General features: G+C 49.2%; 13 protein-coding genes and 1 pseudogene. 9 read left to right on the top strand and 5 right to left on the bottom strand.

Features of this window, described 5'->3' with window-relative positions; genetic code table 11:
• Positions 1 to 92 precede the first annotated feature (92 nt).
• The 5 genes and pseudogenes from JUB14_RS19645 to JUB14_RS19665 all read left to right on the top strand — a co-directional run.
• Positions 93 to 466 (top strand): annotated as a pseudogene (locus JUB14_RS19645) (SusD/RagB family nutrient-binding outer membrane lipoprotein); the annotation flags it as partial.
• Positions 467 to 476: 10 nt separating this feature from the next.
• Positions 477 to 1,826, top strand: a complete 1,350-nt coding sequence (locus tag JUB14_RS19650) for a PhoPQ-activated pathogenicity-related family protein (RefSeq protein WP_207508534.1) — start codon at positions 477 to 479, stop codon at positions 1,824 to 1,826.
• Between the two features lie 292 nt (positions 1,827 to 2,118).
• Positions 2,119 to 5,427 (top strand): SusC/RagA family TonB-linked outer membrane protein, encoded by a 3,309-nt coding sequence (locus JUB14_RS19655; RefSeq protein ID WP_207508535.1) that lies wholly within the window; start codon positions 2,119 to 2,121, stop codon positions 5,425 to 5,427.
• 30 nt (positions 5,428 to 5,457) lie between these two features.
• Complete coding sequence (locus JUB14_RS19660; protein ID WP_310586170.1) at positions 5,458 to 7,149, top strand: SusD/RagB family nutrient-binding outer membrane lipoprotein; 1,692 nt, start codon at positions 5,458 to 5,460, stop codon at positions 7,147 to 7,149.
• Between the two features lie 87 nt (positions 7,150 to 7,236).
• Positions 7,237 to 8,592, top strand: a complete 1,356-nt coding sequence (locus JUB14_RS19665; protein WP_207508537.1) for a purple acid phosphatase family protein — start codon at positions 7,237 to 7,239, stop codon at positions 8,590 to 8,592.
• Between the two features lie 12 nt (positions 8,593 to 8,604).
• On the opposite strand, the gene JUB14_RS19670 is transcribed toward JUB14_RS19665, so the two are convergent.
• Entirely contained in the window at positions 8,605 to 9,900 is a 1,296-nt protein-coding gene (locus JUB14_RS19670; RefSeq protein ID WP_207508538.1) for a hypothetical protein, read from the bottom strand.
• Positions 9,901 to 10,107: 207 nt separating this feature from the next.
• Between JUB14_RS19670 and JUB14_RS19675 the strand changes: the two genes are divergently transcribed.
• The 4 genes from JUB14_RS19675 (at position 10,108) to JUB14_RS19690 (ending at position 16,717) form a co-directional block, all read left to right on the top strand.
• Positions 10,108 to 11,352: a DegT/DnrJ/EryC1/StrS family aminotransferase gene (locus tag JUB14_RS19675; RefSeq protein WP_207508539.1), complete on the top strand. Its 1,245-nt coding sequence runs from the start codon at positions 10,108 to 10,110 to the stop codon at positions 11,350 to 11,352.
• 28 nt (positions 11,353 to 11,380) lie between these two features.
• On the top strand, positions 11,381 to 14,062 hold the full coding sequence (locus JUB14_RS19680; RefSeq protein ID WP_207508540.1) for a glycosyl hydrolase 2 galactose-binding domain-containing protein: 2,682 nt from the start codon (positions 11,381 to 11,383) through the stop codon (positions 14,060 to 14,062).
• 311 nt (positions 14,063 to 14,373) lie between these two features.
• Positions 14,374 to 16,284, top strand: a complete 1,911-nt coding sequence (locus JUB14_RS19685) for a PAS domain-containing sensor histidine kinase (protein ID WP_207508541.1) — start codon at positions 14,374 to 14,376, stop codon at positions 16,282 to 16,284.
• A 1-nt stretch (position 16,285) separates the two neighbouring features.
• On the top strand, positions 16,286 to 16,717 hold the full coding sequence (locus JUB14_RS19690) for a response regulator (protein WP_207508542.1): 432 nt from the start codon (positions 16,286 to 16,288) through the stop codon (positions 16,715 to 16,717).
• A gap of 72 nt (positions 16,718 to 16,789) precedes the next feature.
• Here the strand turns inward: JUB14_RS19690 and JUB14_RS19695 are convergent, their stop codons facing one another.
• From JUB14_RS19695 to JUB14_RS19710, 4 genes are all read right to left on the bottom strand, one after another.
• Positions 16,790 to 17,488, bottom strand: a complete 699-nt coding sequence (locus JUB14_RS19695) for a 3-keto-disaccharide hydrolase (protein ID WP_207508543.1) — start codon at positions 17,486 to 17,488, stop codon at positions 16,790 to 16,792.
• Between the two features lie 40 nt (positions 17,489 to 17,528).
• A complete protein-coding gene (locus JUB14_RS19700) occupies positions 17,529 to 18,695 on the bottom strand; it encodes an AraC family transcriptional regulator (RefSeq protein WP_207508544.1) in 1,167 nt (388 codons plus the stop codon).
• A 47-nt stretch (positions 18,696 to 18,742) separates the two neighbouring features.
• Positions 18,743 to 19,993 (bottom strand): MFS transporter, encoded by a 1,251-nt coding sequence (locus JUB14_RS19705; RefSeq protein WP_207508545.1) that lies wholly within the window; start codon positions 19,991 to 19,993, stop codon positions 18,743 to 18,745.
• Positions 19,994 to 20,108: 115 nt separating this feature from the next.
• Positions 20,109 to 20,972 (bottom strand): ROK family protein, encoded by an 864-nt coding sequence (locus JUB14_RS19710; protein ID WP_207508546.1) that lies wholly within the window; start codon positions 20,970 to 20,972, stop codon positions 20,109 to 20,111.
• Positions 20,973 to 21,325 lie beyond the last annotated feature (353 nt).

The raw sequence follows: 21,325 nt of genomic DNA on the forward strand, positions 1-21,325 counted from the left end.
GGTCGATTTGGCCATAATTGGACATCTTGTAGATCTAAGTTAATGATTTTAAACTTTAAACTACTGTCCAGTTTTTGGGGAGCATTATAAAGTATGATGACTACATCAGCACTGAAGGGGTAGCTTATAAGGGTACCTTAAAGCAGATCATGGAACAAAAATGGATAGCCAGCTGGACTGCCGCTACAGAAGCCTGGTTTGATTTCAGAAGTACCGGGTTTCCGGCTTTGAAAGCTGGCCCCGCCGCAAAGCGCGGGCACTTCCACTCCGGTTCTATTACATGCAGGAAGAACTAAACATTAATAAGGCCAATGCTGATGCCGCGCTGAACGGACTGGAAGTAACAAGCTTTTCTCAGGCTGATAATAAAAACAGCGCCTGGTCTAAGCCGTGGATCATTCAGGGAACCGGTAAACCATTGATTTTTATCCTGAATAACTGCATATTTAGTATCAACTTTCAGTAAATAGTTAGCTATGAACAGCCCTAGATTTAGACAACTACTCCTGCTAGCGATCTGCGTAGTACATACTACATGGATTGCGGCCCAGACCAAAGTCACTCCACAGACTGCCCTAAAAAGCTACCTGAACAATGGGGACAAGACCTTTACCTGGGAATTGAAAGATACATTTACACTAAACGATGTAACGGGATACAACCTGCTTCTTTCCTCTCAGAAGTGGCGGGGGCATACATGGAGGCATCAGTTAACACTACTTGTACCAAAGGACATGAACCAGGACGGCGCACTACTTTTTATCAGTGGTGGATCCAACAAAAATGAACAGCCCAACTGGAGCAGCAATGATAAGCTTTGGCCGGCACTGAGCAAAGTAGCTTCTGAAAACAAAGCCATAGTAGCACTCCTGAAGCAAACTCCGAACCAGCCACTCTACGGAGATTTGACCGAAGATGCGCTCATCTCCTACACGTTGCACCAATTCAAAAAGGACGGCGATTGTACCTGGCCGTTACTCTTCCCGATGGTCAAGAGTGCAGTCAGGGCGATGGACGCTGTTCAGCAGTTTGCCAGGCAGAAACTACAGCATCAGGTAGATCGATTTGTCATTTCTGGTGCCTCTAAACGTGGCTGGACCACCTGGCTCACGGGAGCCAGTGAAGACAAACGGGTTGCCGCCATTGCCCCCATGGTCATTGATGTACTCAACATGCCGGCCAACCTTGAATACCAGTTAGAAACTTATGGTGCCTACAGTGAACAAATCAATGATTACGTAAAGCTTGGTATCCCGCAGGGTGCCAAGACCGAGCAGGGCCAGGCCATCAATACCATGATTGACCCCTACTCTTACCGAACTAAGCTTACAATGCCCAAAATGATATTTATAGGGACCAATGATGAATACTGGACCATTGATGCCATTAAGCATTACTACTCTGACATTCCGGGAAAGAACATGATACACTATGTACCCAATGCCGGACATGATCTGGGGGGAGGTAAGCAAGCATTTGAAGCCCTAAGCGCCTTTCTGGGTACCACTTTACAGAACAAAGCCTATCCCACTCCTACCTGGAATATCGTAAGTGGCCAGCAGGAAGCGGTACTCACCACTCAAGCCCAGGCGCAAGATCTGATTGATATGGTCATTTGGTCTGCTACCTCAACTGACCGTGACTTTCGGGATGAAAAATGGACTAGCCAACGGGTTGAAAAGAATACCAGTGGAGGTATACCGGTAGTGTATCCGGATAATGGCTATAAAGCCTTTTATGTAGACTTCAGGTATAAAGCCCCTGGTGGTGGAGATTACACGGTCAGTACCCGGGCTTTCGTCCTGGATCCTCTTAAAGTACTATGACCTGATGTCAGCCCCGATGAAGCAGAAGCGGCCTTTTCTTGAGAAAAGGCCGCTTCTGTATTAAGTAGTTATAAACTGTATTACCAGAATATTAAATCATGAAATACCTTTATACCTCAATAGTCTTTTTTGAGTACTTATCAGTATCATAGGTAACATACAAAACGATAAGTCATATAGATAATAGCTACTACATCAAAGGATTTACACTACCTCAATAAACAGAACCACTCAGCTACCGTCCCAATTACAGAATCTTTATTAAATAGGCATACAACTTAACTATTAACCTATGAAACAACACTCTATTATCCCACTAACGCTGCGACGAGTGCTCTCCATTCTGATCATGATTGGAATGTGTCTCCCGGCATTCGCCAACCAGCCACTCCGTACTATCACCGGTAGGGTTACCTCACAGGCCGACGGCACCCCCATGCCGGGTGTAAGCGTACTGGTAAAAGGAACCCAGACCGGAACCACCACCAGCGCCTCGGGTACGTATTCGGTTGATGTTCCTAACGACAACGCCACCCTGGTATTCTCCTACATCGGGTATAAGTTGGTAGAAGTACCTGTCGGCGGAAGAAGTACGGTGGACGTTACGATGGAAGAAAGCTCTGAAAACCTCCAGGAGGTGGTAGTTACGGCCTTGGGTATTCAGAGAGAGAAGCGGTCACTAGGCTACTCGGTTGGTGAAGTAGAAGGAGCCGCCATCAACCAGGTAGCTCAGGAAAACGTACTCAACGCCCTCTCCGGAAGGGTACCGGGTGTACAGATCAACCAGACCAGTGGCTTGGGCTCATCGGTAAGTGTGATCATCCGGGGAGCTACCTCGCTCAGTACGGATAACCAGCCCCTGTTTGTGATCGATGGAGTACCCGTAGCCAACTCACTGAATAACGTACGCCAGATGGGTGACCGTAACCAGGTCGATTACGGAAATGCCATTTCAGACATCAATCCCGAAGATATCGAAAGCATATCGGTACTGAAAGGCCCCAGTGCGGCGGCCCTTTATGGTTCTCGCGCCGGTAACGGGGTAATCCTGATCACTACCAAATCCGGCAAGCGAGGCCGGGGACTTGGCGTAGCCTTCTCTACCAGTAATGTATTTGAGAAACCCTATCGCTACCTCGACTTCCACTACCGCTACGGATCGGGTGACCGCAACGCCCAGCTCAACGAAAGCTCGGCTTACTGGGGCGGCCCCGAACTGGATGCTGGAAATACCGCCGTGCAGTGGACCAGCCCCGTGGGCGCTGATGGTAAGAAAATTCCAACCGAGCTGAAGTCTTACCCGGACAATATGAAGAACTTCCTGGAAACCGGTATCACCACTACCAATAACCTAGCTATCTCCGGCTCCACTGACAAGACCGTATACCGTATTTCGTATAACAATATGTCCAGCAAGGGCATGATCCCTAACTCGGACCTTTTCAGAAACTCACTGGCGGCCTCGGGTACCTTTGATATTCATCCAAAGGTAAAGCTGAACACTAACCTTAATTTTGTTCGCTCTAAGTCCAATGACCGCCCTGCTACGGGTAACCGGGGTGCCAATGCCCTCCAGGCGGTATACCAGTGGCCGCACATCGATATCCGCGACCTGAAAGACTACTGGATACCCGGTGGTGAGCAGATCCAGCAGCGGTCCCCAACAACCGGTGATGATAACCCCTACTTCATTGCCTACGGTATCACCAATGGCTTCACCCGTGACCGAGCTTATGGTAACCTGAAGCTGGACTGGCAGATCACGCCTGAGCTTTCTGCCTTTGCCCGGGCCTCGCACGATGTATTCTTTGAAAACCGCGAAACTAAAATACCCTGGAGCTACACCCGCGAACGTAAAGGAGCCTATCACCTGCAGGACCTCTCTCGTCAGGAAACTAATACTGACTTCCTGCTCACTTACCGCAAAAAAGTAAGCGACTTTGACTTGAGTGTATCCGGAGGTGGTAACTACATGATCCAGTCATACCGGGACTCCTACATCGGTAGCGCCGGGGGGGCCGGTTTGGTAGTACCGGGTCTTTATAACGTAGCCAATATCAACCGGGGTACGGGGGGAAGCGGTCTGCTGGTTAATAACTACCGCTACCAGAAGGCCATCTACAGCCTGTACGGTATGGCCTCAATTGGATTCAAGGATCAGCTTTACCTGGACCTAACCGCCCGCAACGACTGGTCAAGTACACTACCGGCCGAAAACCGTTCGTACTTTTACCCATCAGCATCACTGAGCTGGCTGGCTAATTATACATTTAACCTACCCCAGTCGGTATCGCTGCTGAAGTTTCGTGCCGGTTGGGCACAGGTGGGTACCGATACGGACCCATACCGCCTGGAACCTACCCTTATTACCCAGACCTACGGAAGCCTGATTACCCTTGGTGTACCGGGTACTCTGCTTAACTCCCAGCTCAAGCCTGAGATTGCAACCTCAACCGAAGTAGGTATAGACATCGGACTTTTTGAAAACCGTCTGCGTTTTGAAGGTACCTACTACTACGTCGAAAACAGCAATCAGATCCTGAGCATCACGTCTCCTTCATCTTCCGGCTATACCAGTAAGTTGATCAATGCCGGTCTGCTGGCCAGCCGGGGTATCGAACTGAGCCTGGGAGGCAGCCCGATCAGGGACAAGAACGGCTGGAACTGGGATGTAAACCTGAACCTTACCCGCAACCGTACCACCGTAAAGGAACTGGCACCGGGCGTAGATTACATTCAATTGTGGGATGACAACGGAGGAGGCGCCTTTACCAAAGTGGGCGAAGAGATTGGTAATATTTACAGCCGCGGCTACGCCTATGTCGATGATCCTAACTCTCCCTACTACCGCTGGCCTATCCTCAATCGTAATGGGGAGTGGATAGCTGTCAACACGCGCGAAGCCCGCGAAAAGGTAGGTAACTTCAACCCGAAATTTATCATGGGTATGCAGACTACGCTGTCGTACAAGCGGTTTACACTGGCAGCCAGCCTGGACTGGCGGATGGGTGGTAACTTCCAGAGCTATACCTACCGCTACGGCGAATCGGACTGGCGTTCACAACGTCAGATCGACAACCTGATCCAGGGAGGTCTCTATTCGGAGGATGAGCTGGCTGCACTGCTCAAGTCTGATCCAGAGAAATACATCATTCCTCAAAACGGTAACTTCCCCCGCGTGGGTGGCTATACCGCCGCAACGGGTGGTATGGGACCTGATGGCGATGGCGCCTTCGTACCTGGTGTAATACAGAATGCCGATGGTACCTTCACCGAACATTTGGGTGGCCCCGGGACAAACATTTACCCCATCACAGATACCTATCCGTGGAGCTTTAACAAGCAGATTACTTTTGATGCTTCTTTCGTTAAGCTTCGTGAGGTTTCTTTTGGCTATAACCTGCCTACAATTGCCGGTATCCGTAATGCCAATATTTCCGTATTTAGCCGGAATATCCTGCTTTGGACTGCCGCCAAAATCGGAATCGATCCGGAGCGAGCTTTCCAGAACGACGGAGCCCGATTCAGACAAGGTATTGAGTTGCAGAACGTGACCCCATGGACTATTCCATTTGGTTTCAAACTGAGCTTTAACCTGTAGTGACCAACATCTAAATCAATAGCGATGAATATGTTAAAAATATTGACCAAAACTGCCTTCATTCTGTCCATCGTGGTCTTCACTTCTTGTGAGGAGCACCTGACACAGCTTAATGAAAACCCCAACGGGGTAGACCCCGCCTCGGCAAACCCGAATATGATCATGCCTACGGTCATGTCAAATGCAGCCTTCAGTTACCTCAATCTTGGCTATGGCGATATAGCCGGGGTAGTACAGCATACGCAGCACGATGGCTGGTTTGATGGATACAACCACTACAACTGGGGACCACAGGACTGGAATGGCTGGTATGATATGCTCCGCAACAACGACTTAATGTACAAGCGGGCAGTCGAACTGGACTACAAGTTCCACCAGGGGGTAGCCCTTACCATGCGGTCTTTTATCTTTGGAAATATTACGGACCTGTGGGGTGATGCTCCCTATACCAACGCCGTAAAAGGGAATGAGTCCAATGACCTTCTTACTCCGGCCTTTGACAGCCAGGAAGTAATTTATACGGGCATCATCGAAGACCTCAAGAAGGCTTCGGAATTGTTCGCTTCTGGCGATAAAACCGGAGTACTTAATGAATATGACATCTACTACAGTGGAAATGCGGCAAACTGGCAAAAGTTTGTCAACACGTTACTGCTGCGGTACTACATGCGTGTTTCAGAAAAAATGCCGGCAGTTGCCAAAGCAGGAATTGAGAGCATCCATAACTCCGGTATTTATATTAAAGAGCCGGCCAATGATGCCACCACCAGCTTTATCGGTGCTACCGCGGGTAATTCATGGCCTACTGCCGTGGCGTTTGACTCTGATCAGGGCTCTAACTTCCGCAGAAAGAAACCAGCGCAGACCCTGATCGACAAGCTACAGCAGCTCAAAGATCCCCGCTTACAGGTGTGGGTAGCTCCGGTACACGTACAGTGGGTGGCTGATCCGACCCTTACTACCGCGGTGGATGAATTTATCCGGAAAGATGGTGTGATTCAGCAGGGCGTACGGGCACTTACTGATGTACAGTACCAGGAAGAGAAGAAGAAGGGGCACACGTTTACCCGTCGTTACAACCCTACCCTGTACACTGGTACCCTCAATACGGATGCTTACGTAGGAGTACCGGCCGGCTTACGTCAGCCCGACTACCACAACAACAACCCAACACCGGGCCAGACCGTACAGAACCAGCACGTATCTCAACTGGCAGACATCTACCGTCAGAACAGCGGCAACCTGCTGAAAGCCCGTTTGGCATCGGCCGCTGAGTCCCACTTTATCCTTGCCGAAGCAGCGCTCAAAGGCTGGTCGGTGGGAAGTGCCGAAATGCACTACAACAATGGGGTTAAAGCGTCGCTGGAAACCTGGGGAGTGGGCAACCAGTACGACACGTACATTCAGCAGGCAGGGGTGAAGTTTAATAATACCCTGGCTCAGATCATTGAGCAGAAATGGCTCGCCAGCTGGACCGCCGCCACCGAAGCCTGGTTTGATTTCAGAAGAACCGGCTTCCCGGCTCTGAAAGCCGGCCCGGCCTCCGCCGAACCCGTACTGCCCTTACGTTTTAACTACGGCGACAACGAAACCAACTACAATGCATCCAACGCCGACCAGGCTATCAACCGTCTTGAAGTAACACCTCACTCCGGCCTGAGAGGAAAGAATAGCCAGTGGTCCAAACCCTGGATCGTCCAGGGAACCGGAAAGCCCTGGTAAGCGTGTATAATTGAGTTATTTTAATACTTCCAGAGGCGGAATAGTGGATTCCGCCTCTTTTTGTTACAACTTTACCCTTTTCACTTCATGCGTATCTGTTCTACAACTAGTATTTCAATTTTTGTTCTGGCACTTAGTATCTGTTCCGGTACCTCATGGGCCCAGACAGCCGCCACTCCCCGGGATCTGACCAGGGCGGCGGAGATGAATCTAGATGTCAAACTGATGTTCCCCTCCCCTGTTCCCGATCGCATTATCCTCAATCTGACCGCTGAACCCGAAACGTCGGTGGCGGTAAACTGGCGGACGGATACGACCGTACAGCAGGGAGTAATAGAAGTAGCTCGATCAACCGACGGAACGCAATTCACCAAACAACTCCGTCAGATCAACGCTACTACTCAATACCTGCGGACCAGGCACGAGCAGGAGCCTGCCGTAAGCGCCAACTACCATTCAGCCGTGATCAACGGCCTCACACCGGGTAGCGTTTATGTGTATCGGGTAGGGTTTGGGAAGGGATGGAGCGAGTGGTTTCAGTTCAAAATGCCGGAGAGTACCAAAGGCCGGGCCCTATCGTTCCTGTACTTTGGCGACGCCCAGAATGATGTCAAATCGCACTGGTCGAGAGTGATCCGGGAGGCCTACAAGAAAATGCCCGAGGTGAGCTTTATGCTGCACGCCGGTGACCTCATCAACCGTCACGATCATGACATTGAGTGGGGGGAGTGGTTTCAAGCCGGTTCATTCATTCACGCCTCCGTTCCCAGCGTCATGACGCCCGGCAATCATGAGTACCGGAACGTAAAGCTTTCGCCGCACTGGCGCCCCCAGTACAACTTACCACAGAATGGTCCAAAAGGATTGGAAGAAACCTGCTACCAGGTCAACTACCATGATCTGAAAGTCATATCCCTGGATGCCGAGCAGATTGATGAGTCACCCTACTACGCCCAAAAGCAGGCACAATGGCTGGATTCCATTCTAACCAACGATCCTCGCCGCTGGACGGTCCTGACCATCCACTACCCCTTCTACTCCACCAAGCCCAATCGGGAAAATGTGGAACTCCGCAACCGATTCAAACCTATCCTGGACAAACATAAAGTAGATATAGTACTGCAGGGCCATGACCATGCGTACGGGCGGGGCATGGTGAGTAACACCCCCAGCGGGCAAAACCGCCGGGCCCAGCTATCGGGTACTATGTACGTAGTATCGGTAGCGGGACCCAAGATGTACGATCTTTCGGATGATCCCTGGATGTTCAGAAAGGCTGGCAACAGCCAGATGTTCCAGATCATAACCATTCAGGACAACCAGCTCCTTTATAATGCCTATACGGCTACCGGGGAACTGTATGATTCGTTCATACTGGAAAAGAAGCAGGGGAAAGCCAATACCCTGGTTGATAAAACACCTAATACGCCCGAAAAGCGGTAATTCAATACTTCTCTATTTCCGGGCCTGCAATTGATTAAATCGCTTCTGGGCGTGGGGCAACTCGTCGTGGGTACTGATAGCAATGAACGATAGCAGGGCTATCAGTACTACTACTCCCACCAGTCCGGCACTCCACTCTCTGACGGCTACTCCCCTTTCGGTGAATCCAGATTTGACTTTTCCAATCAGAAGCGCTATCACTAGTAAATTGACAAGGTACAGGTACTGCTCGATACGGTAGGTACTGAGGAAAGCTCCGGTGATCAGCAGGCTGTACACGATGTACAAGGCGAAGTGACCAAGGAAAAAAGTCAGAATGTCGGTATAGGTGTAGGTAGCCGATGTACCCTTCTGGGAGTAGTACCTGTATACCCACACCCCCGTCAGTACCAGAACTAACAGAAGCGCTACCCACTGTACTTCCTTCACCATACCTGGTTCAGCTCCAATGCTATCAAAGGTTTTAGAAAGTCCTTCCGTCTCAAAAGACTGATCCCACACGATATAAGGAATCAGCAGAACCAGGAACAGCAACGGGAACAAGGTACTGTTTCTGCTCTGTTTTTCTTTCACCTCTCCCCACCGGGAAGTAAAGGTACCGTAGGCCATACCGGCCCCACCAAAAAAGCCCAGGGAGTACTCCATCACATTCCAGAAGTTGAATGAGACTCCCGACACGTGGCCCAGTACCTGCAGGAAATTACCCAACGCAAATCCAAAGCCTCCTCCCAGTCCTGCGAAAACCGCAACCCGTAAGGGAGCGTAGTACCCACTTCGAACCAGGTACCAGGTCAGAGCCGAGGCCATACCGAGAGAGGCTGCCCAAAGCTCCGACCGGGGAGGCGTCATCAGCCACCCAAACTGCTCAATCAAGAAGAAGTAGAAAAGGATAGCACCTACCGTCATTTCAACAATGAGTTGGGGCCAGTTTACCTTCTCTCCCTGTGTACCATCTGCTAAGGCCAGCCCAAACAAACCTCCACCCATAAAGCCGTACAACCCACCAATGACAAAGAGCATGAATAATCCGTAATATACATTGACGAACTCCACATCCCGCCCATAACCGACCACAGCCCCATAGCTCATGATCCCTCCTATCCCCCACCCAAGTGCCCCGGCCAGTGTTGCCTTAAATGCCCGGTTGTACCAGTCACCGCGCTTAGCAATCAGGAGGATACTCAATGAACCAATAGCTCCAGCCCAGGCAGCGCCCTGCTCATGACCAAACTGCCCACGTATAGCCCAGGCCGTGCCTAATGAGATACCGACTACAACCAAACCGGCTATGAGTGCATTGCTTTTCATACAGAAAGCCTAGTTGATGTGAATAGAAAAGGGTAAAAAAAAATCTGAGGTAGCTTTAGCTATACTACTGAAACTCTATAATTTAGGGCTATTAAGTCCGAAATATTATTGGTATCAGGTAGTCTAAAATGTATACGGACAAGTACTAAATAAAGGAGTAGTACCTTTGTTCTGCTCAGTACTCAGGATGATCTATCTTAAAGATATATGAACCAGCATACAGACCTGGCTATCCATGGAGGGGCCAAAACCGTCACCCGTACTTTTCCCTGGCCTATCTTTGACGAGTCAGAGGTACAGGCGGTCATGCAAATCGTTCAAAGCGGCGCCTGGGGCAATCCTGACTGCAAGGGGGAGGTAGAGGCCTTCGAGAAGGAGTTTGCGGCGTACTGCGGCACCCGATACGCCGTGAGCTGTGTCAATGGATCGGTATCCCTCCGGCTGGCGCTGATTGCCTGTGGCGTCAAGCCCGGTGATGAAGTCATAGTACCACCCTATACGTTTATAGCCACGGCCTCCACGGTGATCGAGGCCAACTGTGTACCTGTATTTGTAGATATTGATCCTGACACCTATAACATCAGCCCCGAAGCCATCAAAGCGGCCATCACGGAACGTACACGGGTCATTATACCCGTACACTTTGGGGGACAGGCTTGTGACATGGACCGGATCATGGACATAGCCCGTCGCCACAGTCTGCGTGTCATTGAAGATGCGGCCCATGCCCACGGGGCTGAGTACAAAGGCAGAAAGTTGGGCTCTATTGGAGATATAGGTAGTTTTAGCTTCCAGTCTTCCAAAAACCTCACCAGTGGGGAAGGCGGTATAGTAGTCACCAACGATGAGCAGCTCTACCAGATGATGGCCTCACTTCGCAATGTCGGTCGTATGGAAGGCGGCCAGTGGTACGACCACTACAATCCGGGCTGCAACTACCGGATCACGCCGATCCAGGCGGTGCTGCTATCCCACCAGCTCAAGCGCCTGGAAGAGCAGACCCGCACCCGGAATAGCAACGGACTCTATCTCAACAAATTGCTGAGTACCATCGACGGCGTTACACCTTTGCCAAGAGGATTTGGAGATTCTCTTCACTCCTACCACCTCTATATATTCAAGTACGATAAGACCCAATTCGGTGGAGTACCCAAAGATGAGTTTGTAGCGATGCTGGCGGCAGAGGGAGTACCCTGTTTCAAGGGGTACCCGCATCCCCTCTACAGGCAACCGCTTTTCCAGCAAAAAAACTTCATGTGTTATGCCATCCCTGATGAAGTTGACTACTCGAGTGTATTTTGTCCCGTAGCGGAGCAGGCCTGTAGTGAGGAAGCCGTATGGATACTCCAGCACGCCATGCTGGGTACCCGCGAGGATATGGAAAGTTTTGCACGCGCCATCTTCAAAATCCAAGAGGCTGTTCGTCGGGTACCTACTCCGGCAGCTCTTTAACCTAGACCCTAGCCCTTTCAAGATCCCAATGCGATTTACCACTAGTACCCATTCCTTACCTCTGGTTATATTATTACTCAGTCTATTTATTTCCGGATGCAGTACAGGTGTACACGTAGAAGAACAGAACCTCACCGACAACTGGACAATCATTTCATCAAGAGAGGTACCGGCTGATGTACAGACCTTATCATCAGAATCCTACCCAACCGACAACTGGATAAAGGCTTCCGTGCCTACCACCGTGCTGGGTGCCCTAGTCGATGCCGGAGTATATAAAGATCCGTTCTTTGGCAAAAACCTGGAAACGATATCTCGCAAACCCTTCGAAGATCCCTGGTGGTTCCGGACCCGCTTTGAGGTAGCTGACTTTGAGGCGGAAAAAGAGCAGCTCCGCCTGTTGGTAGACGGCATCAACTATCGGGCTGACTTCTGGCTCAATGGGAAGCAAATTGCCGCGCAGGATACCCTATTTGGCGCTTTCCGCCAGTTCGAGCTGGATATCACCGAAGCGGCCAGGGCCGGTACCAATGTACTCATGGTCAAGGTACACCCGCCCAAGGTGCGCGACTTCTACATGGGGTTTGTCGATTGGGCACCTACCCCACCCGATCACTACATGGGTATCTACCGCGAGATCCGTCTGAAACGCACCGGTAAAGTGTCTATAGACGCGCCCTTTGTACATCCCGATCTGGACCCAAAGAACCTCGCGGAGGCAACGCTGAAAGTAAGTACTGAACTCACCAACCACAGCAGTTCCCCTCGGACAGTAGTAGTAACCGGTACCATCGAGGATATAAAGCTGGAAAAAGAGGTAAGCCTGGCTCCTCATCAGAAGCAAATAGTCACTTTTACACCGGAAGAATTTGATCAGCTCCGCATCCGGAATCCACGCCTGTGGTGGCCCAATGGCTTAGGTAGTCCTGAGCTGTACACCCTGCAACTGGAACTGAAAGAAGAGGGTACATTATTCGACCAGCAGCAGGTCCGGTTTGGTATCCGAAAGGTCGAGACCTATCTCAACGACAAGGGCGTACGGGGCTATAAGGTCAACGGCCGGGAGATACTAATCAAGAGTGGGGGCTGGGTGGATGACCTGTTCCTGCGCTATATGCCAGAGAAGGACGCGGCTCAGATTCGCTACGTCAAAGAAATGAATCTCAACTCCCTTCGTTTTGAAGGCTTCTGGGGCAATAACCACCACATCTACGACCTCTGCGACGAAAACGGGATCCTGCTCATGGTGGGCTGGAGCTGTCAGTGGGAATGGCCGGACTACCTGGGTCTGGAACTGAACATGAAAGCCGGGGACGAAAACCTGCCTATCAACGAAGGCGTAGACCGGTATGCCGTTAAGCTCACACCGGACGAAGAGGTCTTACTCTCTGACTATTTTCGGGATCAGGTCAAGTGGCTACGCAACCATCCAAGCATATTTACCTGGGCCGGTGGCAGTGACGCCATGCCCAAAACCGGACTCGAAAAAAGGTACCTGCAAACGCTGGCCCAGTACGACCCTACCCGCCCCTTCCTGCTATCAGCGGGAGCTTTTGAAAGTGAACTGACCGGCTCTTCGGGAATGAAGATGAACGGTCCCTACGAATACGTCCCACCAGTGTACTGGTACGAAGACAAAAAGCTGGGCGGTGCCTTTGGCTTCAATTCCGAAACAGGTCCCGGACCGCAGGTACCACCGGCAGCGAGTATCCGTCGGATGATCCCCGACGCTGATCTGTGGCCAGCAGATAATCCTATGTGGAATTTTCACTCGGGCCGCAAAGACTTCAACACCCTGGGCGTGTACCTGACTGCACTTAACAACAAGTATGGCAAGCCCAAAGACCTGGAAGAACTTGCCCTGAAAGCACAGGTGATGAACTACGAAGCCATTTGCCCCATGTTCGAAGCCTTTGTTATCAATCGTCCTACGGCTACCGGTGTCGTACAATGGATGCTCAATTCGCCCTGGCCAGAGTTTTACTGGCAGCTCTACGACTACTACCTCATGCCTACCGGGGCCTACTACGGCACTAAGAAGGCAGGACAGCCCCTGAACCTCATCTACGATTACCATCAACATACCGTACACCTGAGCAACGATACACGCCAACCTATCAAAGACTATAGAGCGGAGTTACAACTACTGGATCAGCTGTCGAAGGTCGTATATAGCAAAGATACCCTGATAAGTGTAGCCGAGAATAAGGTCATAAATCTGGCTAAGCTTATACCTCTAAAAGGAGATGGACAGGTATACTTCCTGGACCTGAAGCTTAAAGACGCATCCAACAAAGTAGTAGCCGATAACTTCTACTGGCTGGCCTCCCGCCCCGACCAACTGGACTGGACTAAATACTTCTGGTACTATACGCCTCAGAAACAATACGCCGACTTCACGGCACTAGATAAGCTACCACGAGTACCTGTGCAAGCATCTAAAAAAGTGACCAAAGGGGATGATGAATGGGAAGTAACAGTTACTCTTAAAAACCCAACGGATAAAGTAGCCTTCTTCCTGGAACTGGAACTGGCTCAGGGTGTTGATGGCCCGGCGGTACTACCTGTATACTGGTCGGATAATTACGTGTCATTGCTACCCGGTGAAAGCAAAGCCCTGACTGTACGGTGTAGCGGTAAGAATATAGGACAAAATGACCCTTATGTACGTGTGAAGGGATATAACCTTCAAAAGCCGATTACACTCTAAGGATGAGCTGGTACCAAGAACAGCTTTTACCCGTAAAGTAGGCAGTGTAGAGTATGTCTACTAAACAGATCAAATTTTTCAGATCATGTCGTATATACTCAGACGACATCCAGGCTATTCAAAAACATTTAAACTTTTTACTTTATTCTTAAACAAACGATCATAGACGTAGTTTCGACTAGTGATGTAGTATAACCCTTAGTATATACGTTATCTCTTTCCGGAGCATTAGTAGTACCATCGGTTACATATTTTCACTTTTTTCCATAATTTTGACTACCAGTTATAACTTAGAGTTAGTCACCTAATACATGCAACCCAATTGCCATCTCCTGCTTCAGAATATCAAGGAAGCGATTATAATGCTGGATAAAGATGGATACATTCAGTATTCCAATCCAGCAACCACTACCATTACGGGCTATACGGCCAATGAGTTACTCAATAATCATCTTAGCCTGATATACAGCAACAAGGAAGATAGCCTTAGAGCTGATTATGAGCTTCGTCAGGCTTTTAAAAATGGAAAATTTCTGGTAGAGGGTTGGAAGCTCAGTAAAAACGGCGACAAATTCTGGTGTGAAATATCCCTGACTCCCCTCTATAACGAACAGGAGGAGCATGTAGGATACTCCTGCATCCTGCACGATACCAACGACCGTAAAAAGCATGAAATAGAGCTACGCCAGTCAGAAGAACGCTACCGCCTGATGGTAGAAGGAGTACGTGACTACGCTATCTTTATGCTGAACCCCACCGGACATATCATTACCTGGAACGAAGGTGCCCGGCGTACCAAGGGGTACAGCTCCTATGAGATCATTGGCAAACACTTCTCTACATTCTATACCGCGGAGGATCTGGAAGATGGAAAGCCAGAACGCGAACTTAAAATAGCCATTGCGACCGGTAAGTACGAAGAAGAAGGCTGGCGGGTCAAGAAGAATGGCTCTGTATTCTGGGCCAATGTCGTGATTACATCCCTATTTAACGAACAGAACCAACTGATTGGCTTCTCGAAGGTAACACGTGATCTGACCGACCGAAAAGAAAACGAAGAATCATTACGCCAGTCAGAGGAGCGGTATCGTTCGCTGGTTGAACAGGTAACCGACTACGGGATATTTATGCTGGATGAAAAGGGCCGGATCATTAGCTGGAATGAAGGCGCCCGGAGAATGAAAGGGTATAACCCCGACGAAATCCTCGGCAAATACTTCTCCATCTTCTATCCGGAAGAAGATATCATGAATGGAAAACCATCGCACGAGCTAAGAGTAGCCCGGGAGGTAGGTAAATACGAAGAAGAAGGCTGGCGTCTGCGGAAAGACGGTACTATGTTCTGGGCCAGTGTAGTCATAACGGCCGTATACAATCATACCAACACCCTCATTGGCTACTCTAAGGTTACCCGCGACCTGACGGAGCGTAAGGCCTCCGAACGAGCCCTTCGCGATAGCTATGAGCGCTATCGCCAGCTAAGTGAAGAACTTAAGGCCACCAACGACGAGCTAATGCTTGCCAATCAGGAGATGGAACAGTTTACCTCCATCGTATCCCATGACCTGCAGGAACCCGTAAGAACAATCAAAAGCTTTCTGCAGTTGATAGACATGAAGCTGAACCAGGGGCAGTACGAAGACTTGAAAACCTATATCAGCAAATCGATCAACGCTTCTAACCGGATGAAAGAGCTGATCCAGAATCTGCTGAGTTACACCCAGGTAAGCAAGAAAGAGATTGCTGAGGACGAAATAAGAGTGGAAGAGCTTTTCAATATAGCCTTGCAGAATGTAAAAACTACGGTCGAAACTACTAACGCTGAGATTATCATCGAAAGTGACGTGGATACCATACACGGAGATAGCATACAACTGGTGCAACTGATCCAAAACCTGCTGAGCAATGCGCTGAAATTTACCGATGTTGATAGTCCCCGGATCATGATCAAGTGTAATAAGGAAGACGGACAGGTAAAATTTGCCATCACTGATAACGGTATAGGTATTGCAGAGGAGGATCTCGGTAAAATATTTGAGATATTCAGAAGGTTAAATACGAAGAAAGAGTATCCTGGTACAGGAATAGGGCTGGCTATCTGTAAAAAAATAGTAGATCGCCACCGGGGAAGAATCTGGCCGGTATCCGAAAAGGGTAAAGGCACTACCTTCTATTTTACGATCAATGAAGAAAAGGTAGAGAAACTACCATTGCTACAATAGAATGAGAAAGTTTAAAATCATAGTAGTGGAGAATGATGAGGATGAGCAGTTCTTTATGAAACAGGGCTTTGATTCATCAGGCTTATTCGAAATCATAACCATGGTTCGTAACGGGGATGTGTTGCTTGAGTGGTTAACAGATAACACAGCTACGCTACCGGACATAATTCTATCAGATCTGAATATGCCGGGTAAAAATGGCTATGATATTATTTTGGGTATCAAAGGCAATCCTACCTATAACCATATACCTGTAATTATTACCTCTACCTCCTCTACCAAGACAATCGTGGACAAATGTCTGAACATGGGTGCTGCCGACTACGTGGTAAAGCCCGAGACGTTTATCGAGTACGTTCCGTACGTAGAGAATCTACACCGGCTGATCGAGGATAAGCAACTGGTCAGGAATGCTGGAGGCCTGCCTTCCTAAGGCGGAAGCTATATAGTGAGCATCAAAAAAGAGCCTTTACAAGTAAAGGCTCTTTTTTGATGCGGCTGTACTTTATAACTCCCTGATCCGGATGTTTCTAAATGAGGCTTCATCGCCATGGTCCTGAAGCAGAATATGCCCCTCCCCCATTCCGTAGCCTTCTATATCTTTAAACTTACTGGCAGCCTTAGCATCCAGGAATGCTCTACTGCCTCGTTCGTACTCAACTACTCTGGTCCCATTGAGCCAGTGCTCCACATGATTGCCCTTCACTACGATACGACCGGTATTCCACTGCCCGATAGGCTTCAGCTTACGAGCCGAAGGCGCCATCAGCTCGTATAAGCTGGCGGTTCGGCGCTTATCATCCTTATCTTTGGCAATATCTTTATTTCCGGTATCATCGATCAACTGATACTCGGGCCCCAGCCACGATCCATCCGGGTACTTTCTGACCGCGTACTTCAGGCCAGTATTAGCTCCCGGAGCCAGCTTGAATTCAAACTGTAAGTCAAAGCTATCGTATGTCTTTCGGGTAATAATATCTCCAGCCTTATGGGTCTTATCTCCTCCCTTATTCACGGTCAGTGATTTATATGCTACGAGCCATCCTCGCTCCGGAAACTGGTCCGACTTGCTACTGGTCCACTGGCTGGTAGTAGTACCATTAAAAAGCCATGTCCAATCAGACTGTGGTACGTAGGCTGGTGGAAGATCCGGAGAAAAAAGGGCTGTACCCAGTAGTAAAAGAGAGGTGATCTGGAATATCATCGGGTTTTAGATTATGTAGTTACTTAATCAATTATGCATATTACGAACGTCCTGCCAGGTAGCGGTTGCGGTACTCGATGGGGTTACATCCCTTCACCTGCCTGAACTGCCGGGCTATGTTTTTGCTGTCATTTAGCCCCATGTCCAGGGCTATCTCAAATACGGTCATATCGGTTTCCAGCAGCTTCTGCGTAAACTTTTCTATCCTGAGGTTATAGATGTACTTATAAATCGGGTACCCCGTAATATCCTGAAAACGCTTTTCCAGCGATCGCCGTGATAAAGGTACCTGCTTTACTACATCTTCCACACTTAGGTTTCGCTCAATATTCTGGTGGATGTACTTGAGCGAAGAGGCAATGTGATGATCATGGGTCGCATAGATATCCGTAGACTGCCGGGTTATGATCTGCGTGGGCTTCACTATTATATCCTGATACTCGGATAAGCCGTTACGGATCATGTAGTCGAGCAGTCTGGCGGCATCGTAGCCCCCCTTTTCGGCATCCAGTGCTATACTCGACAGCGGCGGGTCAGACAGTTCGCACAACATGACGTCATTGTCTACCCCCAGTACGGCTACCTCTTCGGGTATACGTATGCCCGAGAGCCGGCAGGCTTCGGTAATATGCTGCCCCTGGTTGTCGTCACAGGCCCACAGAGCTATGGGCTTGGGCAGCGATTTGAGCCACTGACTGAGCGAACTGGGCTTATAGTACCATAGCTCACCAGAGCTGTCCATGGTATTCTCAAAAGAATGTACTCTATAGCCGGCGCGTTTTATTCGTGTCTCATAGCCTTCGGCGCGTTCCCTGGACCATACAATATCTCCAAATCCATAAAAGGCAAAATGGGTAAAGCCTTTCTTTAGGAAGTACTCTGCGGCCATTACACCGGTTTCGTGGTAGGCACCCGTTATATTTGGTATCTCAGAAAAACGCTCCTTGAAGTCCTGCGCGATCACGGGTATACCCGCCTGTACGATCTTCTGAATATCCTTATCATTATAGAGCTGACCGATTATACCATCTGCTTCCCACTCGAGCGCCCACTGGAGTATGCCCTCCAGTCCGATGGTCTCGCGGTGAAAAAGCGGCATCCGGCAGAATATCCAGGGTCCATACTCACTGGAGTACTTGCTGATCCCTTTGAGCAGGTCCTTGCTATACTCCTCCGCAAAATCAATAAGCAGTATAATCTTATACATGTAGTACTACGTATCAGCTGTACTATAAGCCCTACAAACAGGTTTTTCTACTTGAACAAATCCTTAAAGCTTCTCACGGTAGCGTTGTTGATCAAAGGCTTAGCCCAGAATCCAATACTAAGTATATACCCAAGGGTGAAGAGGTTAAAGAGCATAGCCATCCGGAGTCCGACAACTTCTCCCAGTCCCCCGATAATTAGCGGGACTACTGCCCCTCCGGCTATACCACTGCAGAGTATACCTGAAAACGTACCGTGGTGATTGGGTACCGAATTGAGCGCCAGCGAAACTATAATGGACCACATCACCGAAGCAAAGAATCCCGTGATCGGAAAAGCAAAAATGGCGGTCTCCCTTGATCCGAACAGCGCCACCAGTAACGCCACGACCGCTCCCACCGTAAATGCCATAAGTACCCGACGGCTGTCAAAAAATTTGAGCAGTACCAGCCCCAGTACACAACCAATCGTCAGCAGGCCCCAGAAGTAGGACATCACACTGGCTCCCGTAGTAGCCGGATCCACCTCGTGGTAGGTTTGCAAAAACTTGGAGGCCCAGTTGGCAATACCCTGCTCCGTACCCACGTATGAAAAGATCCCCAGGAAAAAAAGTAGTACCATCCGGTTAGACAGCAACTCCCGGAAGGTTTCACCCGTACCCATACGTTCATCATCACGCAGCTCAACGGCCGGAAATCGTACCACAGCAATGACCAGTACCATCAGTAAAGCAATCAGAGCAAACACCCAGTAGAGCGATACCCACTTCATTTCGGCCGGCACCACACTATTGAACAGACTCATAATCGGAGAGCTTTCGCCTGAATGTACATTACGTACCAGGTAGCTGTACAGCAGGGGGCTCAGGAAGGAGGCTCCTCCAAAGAAAAGCTGCGCCAGTACGGAGTTAAAAGCAAAGTTTTCCTCTCCCCCCGCTACCCGTAGCAGAGGATTAATAACCACCTGCAGCATGGCCATACCTATACCAATCAGAAACAGGGATGTCAGGGCGATAGGGAAGCTGGGTACCAGGGCAAAGAGTAAGGCACCGGCAAAGGCAATCACAAAAGCCCAGAATAAGACTTTTTTCTCCCGGTACTTCTCGGTCATAATACCCGATGGAATGGACATGACCCCATAAGAAACAAAAAAGGCAAAGGGTAAAAAACCGGCGAGACCAATACTGAGGTCAAAGCTATCAACTATGTCAGGGATAATGGGGCCGAGGATGTTGCTCAGGAAGGAGATGACAAAGAATATGATAAAGATTAAGAATACCAGCAGGGAATTTCTTTTCATACAATTGGTAAATAACTTTTAGCAGGGTTAGGATGATAAGTTATAGCAGTACCCAAGTAAAGTACTCTCTGAAATATACGAGAAAAAGCAAAAGGCTAAACGGAACAGGCTCCTTTTATACGTGATTAGCCGTATGAGTTTGATTCAGCGCCTGGTGTACCAGCGCTGCTGCCCCGAGTAGGGCGATACAATCATCCTGGGAGCGCAGAATCTTCAATCGCTTTACGGACTGAGGAAATGCAAAGTCGTCGAGACTATGATGCATCGCCTCCTTAAAGTAGTCGTAGCCTTTAGCGATAGAACCACCCAGTATGACTACCTCCGGATCATACGCATAGATGACGGCTTTGATGGCGAAACCCAGATGTACCCCAAACTCCTCCCAGATCTTCAGGGCTCGGGTACTTCCCTTACGGGCGGCCTTATGCGTTTCGTAGGCAGTCAGGCCGTGCTTCTTTTCAAAAAAGTTGCTGCATACGTAGTACTCCAGGTTCTGATCCAGGTAAGGCAGCATACCTATCTCCCCTGCCCCACAGTTGTGCCCCATATATAGGCGGTTGTTGGTGATGAGTCCTGATCCCAACCCCGTACCTATGGTTATTCCGACTACGGAGCTGTACTCCTTAGCCAGTCCGAACCGATGTTCGCCCAGGGTAAAGCAGTTAACGTCGTTGTTAATGAACACGGGTAGTCCAAACTCTTCTTCCAGTATTTTTCTAAGCTCTACCCGCTCCCAGGAAGGTATATTGACAACATTATAGACGATTCCGTTTTTGATATCAACTACGGAAGGTACCCCTATCCCAATTCCCTTGACCGGCAGTTTGGTATACGGCCTGATCAGATCCAGGAGTTGAGAAACAGTAGCCTGCTCCGAATCCTTGTTCTGCAGGGATACAATGGATAGCTGAGTTATAGCGCCGTCCTTCTCAATGCCAGCCCGGATGGTACTCCCTCCTAAATCTACACCAATAGTCATTGTGGATGTATGGTATTATGGCGCCCGATGCTGACTTTATAACACTTAGCCAAACGAGCCATTTGTACAAATACAATAATTAAACAGTCGATACCATTACACTTTCACTCCCTAAATCACAGAAATTCAATGCGTTTTCTAAATGAACAGGCAACTGTAAGTCAATCATGAAAATTACATTTTCCATATAGGACATTTTGGCCCTTATGCCTGATGTACGTATTTCTTTCAGGATTGTAATCTAGGATGCCCATGATGAATCGGCTAAGAGGTATACCTCAAAGCGCAGGATAAGTACTATTGACCAGTTAGAATTAATTCAGTACAGGCTGAATGAAGCATCAAATAAATAA

The sequence above is a fragment of the Telluribacter humicola genome, from assembly GCF_017355935.1.
Taxonomy (GTDB): domain Bacteria; phylum Bacteroidota; class Bacteroidia; order Cytophagales; family Spirosomataceae; genus Telluribacter; species Telluribacter humicola.